The sequence below is a fragment of the Wolbachia endosymbiont of Cylisticus convexus genome (assembly GCF_003344345.1).
Map to the genome: position 1 here is coordinate 1 of NZ_QPIP01000072.1, position 8599 is coordinate 8599.

Annotated in this window: 7 protein-coding genes and 1 pseudogene; 4 read left to right on the top strand and 4 right to left on the bottom strand. The window is 36.0% G+C overall.

All coding sequences use genetic code 11. The features are described 5' to 3' along the window. From Wcon_RS07125 to Wcon_RS07140, 4 genes and pseudogenes are all read right to left on the bottom strand, one after another. Positions 1–301, bottom strand: a pseudogene (locus tag Wcon_RS07125) (hypothetical protein); the annotation flags it as partial. 16 nt (positions 302–317) lie between these two features. Next, positions 318–1529 (bottom strand): DNA modification methylase, encoded by a 1212-nt coding sequence (locus Wcon_RS07130; protein WP_114517504.1) that lies wholly within the window; start codon positions 1527–1529, stop codon positions 318–320. Positions 1530–1638: 109 nt separating this feature from the next. Next, positions 1639–2106 (bottom strand): crossover junction endodeoxyribonuclease RuvC, encoded by a 468-nt coding sequence (locus tag Wcon_RS07135; RefSeq protein WP_114517709.1) that lies wholly within the window; start codon positions 2104–2106, stop codon positions 1639–1641. 1731 nt (positions 2107–3837) lie between these two features. Further along, on the bottom strand, positions 3838–5934 hold the full coding sequence (locus Wcon_RS07140; protein ID WP_114517710.1) for an AAA family ATPase: 2097 nt from the start codon (positions 5932–5934) through the stop codon (positions 3838–3840). 237 nt (positions 5935–6171) lie between these two features. Here Wcon_RS07140 and Wcon_RS07145 point away from each other — a divergent pair, with 237 nt between their 5' ends. From Wcon_RS07145 to Wcon_RS07160, 4 genes are all read left to right on the top strand, one after another. After that, positions 6172–6717 carry an RNA polymerase sigma factor gene (locus Wcon_RS07145; RefSeq protein ID WP_114517711.1) on the top strand — a complete coding sequence of 182 codons (546 nt, stop codon included), beginning with the start codon at positions 6172–6174 and terminating at the stop codon, positions 6715–6717. Positions 6718–6721: 4 nt separating this feature from the next. Continuing rightward, on the top strand, positions 6722–7531 hold the full coding sequence (locus Wcon_RS07150; protein ID WP_114517712.1) for an ATP-binding protein: 810 nt from the start codon (positions 6722–6724) through the stop codon (positions 7529–7531). 515 nt (positions 7532–8046) lie between these two features. Beyond that, the gene (locus tag Wcon_RS12550; RefSeq protein WP_255565478.1) at positions 8047–8181 is read left to right on the top strand and encodes a hypothetical protein; all 135 of its coding nucleotides are present in this window, start codon (positions 8047–8049) and stop codon (positions 8179–8181) included. A gap of 5 nt (positions 8182–8186) precedes the next feature. Next, positions 8187–8599: reverse transcriptase domain-containing protein (locus tag Wcon_RS07160; RefSeq protein ID WP_255565530.1), on the top strand; the 413-nt coding region annotated here is incomplete at its 3' end.

An 8599-nucleotide genomic window follows, 5' to 3' on the forward strand; every position in this document is an offset into this window, starting at 1 on the left:
CTACTGCTACAAGTTCTCCTATCTCAGCCTTAGCTTTCGCCTCAAGAAGTTTACCTCGCTCCATTTCATTTTTTATTCGCGTTTTAAGCAACATCGTGGAAAGTTTTTCTCCGCTTTCTGAATAGTTTTTTCTTCTCAGTGGTTGACTTGGATCTCTGATTGTTTCTATAGCCCTGTTTGCTTGTTCTCGGTCAATGAGTCCATCCTCCAACTCAACTATTCCTTTTTTTACTAAATAACAGACATATTGCTTTGATACTCCTATCTCTCTTGCCCATTCTGTTTGTGTGATTTTTTCCACTCTTTTTGCCTCTTTTCTACGAATTTTCTTCTTGAATTTCTGCAAAAGTTTTACCAGTACTGGCTAAAAGGGCATCTCTTCCGGTATATATTTGCCAACGTTTTATGGTTACATCTACAAATTTTGAATCTAACTCTATTGTCCTACAAATTCTTCCTGTTCTCTCACATGCAATCAGTGTACTTCCAGAGCCGCTAAATGGATCAAGAACTATGTCTCCTGATCTGCTGCTGTTTACTATTGCTCTCTCCATTAGCTCTACTGGCTTCATCGTTGGATGTAGTGTATTATGTGTTGGCTTATCATAAAACCACAGGTCACTTTGATTTCTACCTCCATGCCACTCACGTTTATTGCCGCTTTTCCATCCATAGAGCATTGCTTCGTATTGTCTTTGATAATCAGATCTGCCTAGCGTAAAATGATTCTTTGCCCAAATGATAAATGTTGACCATTTTCCTCCTGCCTCCTCAAATACTTTTTGCAACGTTGAAAACTCTGATGATGATATGCAGATGTAAATTGCACCTTTCGTATATGCTAAAATATGGGAACAGATGCCATAGAGAAAAAGCTCATACTTTTCACCTTGATTATCATTTAATACCTTTTTGTCTTGGCTATTACCATAATCAACGTTATATGGAGGATCACAAACAGTAATGTCTGCCATTTTATCATCTAACAGCGCTTTATATGATTCAACTACAGAGCTATCACCACAATAGATTCGATGATCACCTAAAATCCATAAATACCCTGGTTTTGTTATTTCTACCCTTTTTTCATCACCAACCAAGTCAGAAAAATCTTCTTTTTCACTATCTAAATCATCAAGGAAATGTTGAACTTTTTCTAATTCAAATCCAGTCATTTTAAGATCAAACTGTAAATCTTCTAACTCTTGAATTTCTACTTTCAAAAGCTCATCATCCCACTTTGCCCAATTAGCTGATTGATTTGCCAGTAATCGAAAAGCTTTGGTTTGTGGTTCATTTAGATTATCACTTAAGACCACTGGAATACTTTCCATACCAAGTTTTCTTGCTGCTTTAAGTCTTAAATGACCATCAACCACAGTTCCATCGCTTTTTGCAACTATTGGTATACGAAAGCCAAATTCCCTGATTGAAGCACACATTCTATTTACTACGTCATCATTTTTACGAGGATTACGCTCATATTCAACTAGATTTCGAATAGGATAGTAGTGGATTGCTAAATTCATATAATTGCTATACTAATTAAAAAGTTAATAATTAAAATATCTCTGACGCTAAAGAAGGCCTGGGGTCATACCCACCAAACCCGCTAGCCTAGCTGAAAGGACCCACTTTTTATGGAGTTTTTAATACATTAAAATCTTTACTAAAATTCATAACGTAGAACATCAAAGCTAAAGCATCGGCCTCATTATCATCTCTAGGTGAAAAACTTTTTTCACGTATCGCTTCAATAACTTCACTCTTACTTGCATTGCCTTTGCCTGCTATAAAGCGTTTTATAGTTTTAACATTAACACCTTTGTACGGCACATGATGTTCTTCACACCAAGCAGAGAGAACAGCCAAAAACCCACCATAACAATGCGCTGCATCAGTTCCTAAATGTCTTCTTACTTCCTCAAAATACACTGCAGTGAACTTATGTTCTAAAGAGTTAAGCCAATTACGGAAACTCAAAAAGCACATGCCACCTCCGCTGAAACGGTTACCATGAAAGTTTTTGCTCCCACTTTGAATTACTCCATCTGTTAGAATTGCCCAGCCTGTTTGCTTGCCGAGGTCTAGTGTTAGGATTGACATTATTTAAAATTACAAGTAGCACTAAATATTGTTTGGTTCCTGCAAAGCACACCAGCAATTCATAGGTTTTTGTAGTCCAACAATGAGAATTATGTGCTACTGCAGAAAGTTGTTTTCTTGTTATATATATTCACCAAAATTACGAAAACTGTTCAATTTTTTTTTATTTGCAAAGTACAAAAATCGTATTAGACTTATATACAGGTTTGTTCTATAGTAGTAAGGTTATTGACAATGCCATTTAATTAAGTTTTAAAGGGTACTACGTGCATTCTTTGATGAAGTGCTGAGGTTGATCTATAAAATTACATCTAGCTTTAAAACGAAGTTTTGACCTTATCTAAAAAAATGCAAATCTACTCAATCTTTGTTTGCCGAGTTTGGGATTGACACTCAAAGCTTTTGTATTTGAAGCGCATCCACAAACTACATCAATACCCTTCTATTATATATACCGGATTTCTCACTACTTTTTCCGGGATTTTCTCAAAAAAAGTTAAAATAATTTTAAGACAGCTAAGGAATTAAAGAGCTTTGAAAATCAGCTATATCTTTTACAGCAGCTTCTTTGCTATTTGAGTTGTTTCCATTTTGGAAATAACTGGTCATTTGGATTTAAAAGAGGTTATATGAGTAATTTAACAGCTATCTAACAACAGCCCTCTAAAACGTTTTTAAGAATGGTGCTACATATGGAGACAATTGAAATGGTCTATATAAAACTTTATTTTTTGATTTCAAGGGGGGTGAAAAATTGTCCCCACCCTTTAGAAAGCCCCATATCTCTGCTTTTTATCTACCAATAATATAGTAGAAATATAAGTCTTTGTCTCCATTATACTAGATAGAGCTGGAGACGTAAATAAATAAATTTTGATCTTTGTCTCCATTTTAAGTGGGTTTTGTAGCTTCTGTTTCTTCTTCCATAGCAGCAACTCCAAACTTTTTTCCTTTAGCTTCTTCTACAAATTATTTATTAGAGATTACCTAAAGACTCAACTTAAGAGTTTTAGATAAAAGTTGTTATATTTCTATAAGACCTCTAAAATAACCAGCTTTTATTGCACCGATTTAAAAAACTGTTCACTTTTTTGGAAAAATATTTTACAATGAATAAAAAACATGATAAACTAAAGCAAGGCTTTTTGTAGTAAGTAAAAGTTTAAGGTAAAAGATAATTTAGAAGTGCCTCATAATCGAGTTTTAAGCTACCTTACATAAGTAACTTAGGTCTTAGTAGTATAATTGTACCCTGGAGTCGTATAATCGCTTTAAATCCGCACTAAATGCAATTGTCTCAAAGTTGTATTTTTTCATTAAATTTAAGTAATGTTTTGTGGTAATCTCTCTAGGTCTTCTTTATTTCTATTTATCCAATATACTTTATATTTATTATTACTGTTATTATTTATTACTATTATATATATATAATATATAAGGGTTTTAGGAAGCTAGAATCCGCCTCACTGGCTGACTTTAGACATGTGGTTTCTAGGAACGCTTTTAGGAACGTAGGCAAAAAAGCTAGCTCTCACGCAGAATTTAGGTTCCTGATTTCTAATTACTGATTTAGGAACCTAGGAATTAGGAATGTAATACAATCATTGATGGTGCTATTTCTTAAGTGCTAAGTTTTAGTTGAGTGGATGTAAATTGATAGTAGCTATAGATTGAAAGGGCAATAGAGAAAACTTGGTAAACTCTAAAATATTTTTACCCATAAAAAAAGACTTATCCTAACATTAAATTTTGCCTATAGCTAAAATCTTCAGCTCCAGGGGTGAATTTTCCTATACCACGAGCAAATGGTCCAGTTGGAATGTCAAGCCACTTATCCTCTCTTGAACCTGTAGACATAACTTTAACTAACTGCTTTACCTGCAAAAGTTCCTGTACCATACGCTCTAGTCTATCCCTTCCCATGCTGTGAAAAACTTCAGGTAGTCTATGCCGTTGCTTATATACTCCTGTGCTTCCTGTGTGAGTAAATGGGTGTCCTGCAACAGCAGATCGTGTAATTGCATCAGTAAGACATATTTTAAGGTCTTTTTCACTAGCATTTTTAACTGTTAGTTGTATTGTTATATCTTCTAGTAGCCCTGTTTCCTGATTTCTTAGGTAAGTTCTTACAGTGCGATCAGCTAACCCATTGGCCTTCACAACTGCCCCATGAAATAAAGCATTCTGTCTTGGTGTTTCTCCTACTGCCTTAAAGATCTCTAGCCTAGATGTATTTTCTATTGGCCAAAAAGCGTATGAGCATCTAACACCATTAACAAGAGCAGAGGTACCTCTTATTGCATCTCTTGCTTGTTCAACAGTTAGTATAGATTTTTCTCCTTTTGGTTTTCTCATGTGGTGAGCAGTAACAATTGAAGCTCCAGTACTATTTGCTAGATCAGACAATAGACACATCAGATAATCCCCTACAGCTGGGTCAGCATTTATATCTGCATGGATAAATGAAGCAAGTGGATCAAATACTATCAATTTCAGATCTTTAATTTCCTCGAGCTGTTTTATTATAGATTCGAATTCAGGAGAAATTTCGACAACTTTACCACGAACGTTTCTTAGTATTGTAAGTGATCCTCTAACGTTTGGCAGTGGTACAATAAATAGTTTGTCTTTATATTTTAATCTTTCACATTTAGGGTCAAGTCGTTCTAAGCGGCGATGTACTTCACCTGCATCATCTTCTGCTAAAAAGACTACCACTGATCCATGTTCAGTCACAAGCGAACCAAAACCACATATTTGATCTGTATCATTTACAACTTTGAGAGCCAAATCAAGTAGCAGCATACCCTTACCTGTATCTCCCATAGCAGCAACTATTGAAGTAACGCCCAAAGGAAATATCCCTTCAACAAGAAATTTTTGCTCTGGTACTGGACCTACAAAGCGCTCTGCACTCCAATCTAAAATATTAAGTGGCTGTTTTATGGGTCTTTCTAAGCTTTTCATATTTGGAGTATCAGTAGTTAGAATATCAGTAGCAGGTAAATTTATACATGGAGTTGAAGCTAAAAACTCTTTGACATCTATACCTTCCTCTACACAATCAGCAGCATCCCATTTCTTAGGCTTACCTCGAGGAATTTCAAGCACAGCAAGTGATGCAACTCCAATTTCTAAAAGCTTATTTCCAACATTTTTAGCATACTTTGCACCTGCTTCATCATTATCTGGCCATATAATAATATGCTTGCCCTCAAGTTGTGACCAATCAGTCTTTTTAACATCTGCATTTGCTCCAGACATTATTGTTGTTGTTGTAATACCTTGTTTTATTAGCGCTTCTGCACATTTTTCTCCCTCAACAAGAATAACTTTATCGGACTTCAAAATACCTGGGATATTATAGAGTGGCCTTATCTCTGGCGCACCAAAGTCGGATTTTTTAATATCAAAAGGAAGATATCGCTTTCCATTACCTTCATCATAACGATAGACTCTAACAAGAGCTTGACCTTTTTCATCGTAATAATCCCAATATGCAGTTGGATTACTTGAATTTTTGAAATGACCAAGCCACTCAGCTATAAAAGCAATTACCTCAGGAAACTCTGTCCTTGCATTCTTTCTATGCACAGCTGCCCAAAGGTCGATAATGTCACCACCATCTCCAGTTGCAAAATCATTCCATAATCCTGCTCTACTGCCACTTAGTTCTACTCTTAAACTTTTTCCTTTGTTACCATGCACATCACCTATTCGAAATTCATCACCATGGAAGGTACCATTGGGGAAAAGGTAAGAAAGGCATGATCTTAAATTCAACAATAGTTGTGCTTTAATCTCTGGAACATTGTATGAAACACTCATAATTAACCTTTAAACTATAAATTCGGAGTCTTGTTCTATATATTCACCGGATTTACAAAAACTGTTCACTTCGTAGGTGCATTGTCTGATCAAAGGTTTGAGTGTCTGAGGTTTGAAAAAAGATTCCCGATTTTTCAAGGGTAAAAAACTCACGACTGTCTGAGGTATTTTTTTCATGTCCTACAATATTTACTAAGAAAGTTTCATCCTTAAGTCTTTTATTTAAGGATACATCTTATGAAATCTAGAAACTCTTATTCAGGTATTGATCCTAAAGTTGTTAATTTAATAAAATTTTACGCAAAATATTATAAGTCGCTTACTGATCAAGATATTGAAGACATAGAACAGGACCTCTTCTGTGAGTTTCTTTCATGCATAGATCAGTATGATAAAACCAAGGGCAGTCTTTCAACCTTTGCTAAGCAAGTTGTTAAAAATCGTATTAATAATCTAGTCCGTAAACACTCACGTACTACTCCTAAACTTGAAAATAATGTGCAACAGGAAAGTTACTGTTTTGAAGATGAAGCGATACTACGCGTTGATATTGAGCAAATTATTTCAAAATTACCAAAGAAATGGCAAGTTTTATGTGAACAATTAAAACACCACAGCATTGCTGAAGTTGCAGACATGAACAATATGTCACGGACTACTTTGTACAATATTCTCAAGAAAATGCGATCTAAATTTGCATCTCTTTATGAAAAAAAAATGCAAGAAAAAGTGAACAGTTTTTTGAAATTTGGTGAATTTATATATAGAGGCAAATTAAGGTAAAAGCATGAAAATAATAAACAGCAAAGAAAGAGCAAAAATGGTCACAGGTGTGAAAGTAGTAATCTTTGGACCTTATGGAATCGGCAAGACTAGCCTACTTAAAACTCTTGATGAGTCAACAACACTTTGCCTTGATTTTGAAGCAGGACTTCTTGCCGTTCAAGAGTGGAAAGGAGATTCAATCGAGATGCACACTTGGAATGAGTCAAGAGATATTGCTTGTCTTATTGGTGGGCCAAACCCTGCACTGAAGTCTGATCAAGCATATAGCCAAAGACATCATGAACATGTATCTGGTAAGTATAAAGATCTTCTTTCTGAAATTTCTAAATATCGATGTATTTTTATTGATAGCATCACTGTTGCATCACGTTTATGTCTTTTATGGGCAAAAATGCAACCTGAAGCTTTTTCTGAAAGAAGTGGAAAGCAAGACATGAGAGCTGCTTATGGGTTACTTGCTCAAGAGATGATGGCTTGGCTCAATCAGTTTCAACATATCAGAGATAAAGACATCATCATAGTTGGCACATTAGGTCAATATCTTGATGACTGTAATCGTTCAACATGGCTGCCTCAATGTGAAGGAGCAAAAACTGCCAGTGAAATTCCTGGGATAGTTGATGAAGTAATCAGTATGGTTGGAATTAAGAAAGATGATGGCACAGAGAAACGTTCATTTGTCTGTCAGACTATTAATTCCTGGGGCTATCCAGCTAAAGATCGAAGTGGCTGCCTGAATATGATTGAAGAACCTCATCTGGGTAAATTACTTGCGAAAATTAAAGCCAAAACCTTGGCTTCTGTTGCCTAAATTTAATTTTAAAAGGAGTAATATGGGTGCGCCAAGCAAAGTGCGTAAAGTTCAGTTGGTGAAAATCCAATCCAGGCAAAGCCTAGCCAGCAGCTTGGAACAAACCACTATGCTGCGTAAGGTAACGAGCGTAGTAAAGCTAGTGGAACGGACAACACAGGGTACAACGAAAGTGAAGGTATTGAGTCCCGAAATTCTCGATGTCATAGAGGTCGACACGTTGCATATAGTGGAAGACAGCAAGAAGGGTAACGATAAGGCAAGTTATCACTCACTCTATCGGGATCTGAGGCCGTATCACGTGTTGAGATGGAGTTTACGTAAACTTGGGAGAGATCCTTTGTATTCCTATTAAGGTACGTTGGAACAAGTCAACAAAGGCGAGGACTAACGGAAGATGCAAAGGAAGTCGGACTGACTGATAGTACTCAGAGTGTGGGAAAGCCACATACAAGGGAGCAATATAGTGACTGGTTTAGGGATTGCTATGCCAATACAACGGAGGTTGGAATAACGTGCAAAGAAAACTAAATCAGATAACAGTAAGAGCCAGGCAAGATAAACGATTGAAATTTACATCGTTAATTCATCTGATAAACGCAGAGAATCTTGCTGAATGTTATAAAGAGCTAAAAAGGCATGTGGTATAGACCAGGTGACAGTAGAAGCTTATGGAGAAAATCTTGAAGAGAAGCTTAGCACTCTGGTGGATAGTATGAAGAGAAAGCAATATCAACCGCAACCAGTGAAAAGAGTATATATACCAAAAGCTGTAAGCAAAGAAAAACGCGGACTTGGGGTACCATCAACAGAAGATAAGTTAGTCCAGATAATGCTGAAGAAGATATTAGAAAATATTTATGAAGCTAACTTTCTGGATAACTCATATGGTTTTCGTCCTGGTAGAAGCTGTCATCAAGCGGTAAATGCACTAAATAAAGCAGTTATGTACAGACCAACTAACTATGTAGTAGAAGTTGATATCAAGAAATTCTTTGATAATGTCCAGCACAAATGGCTAATGAGATGCTTGAGAGAACGGATAACAGACCCAAACTTATTGTGGTT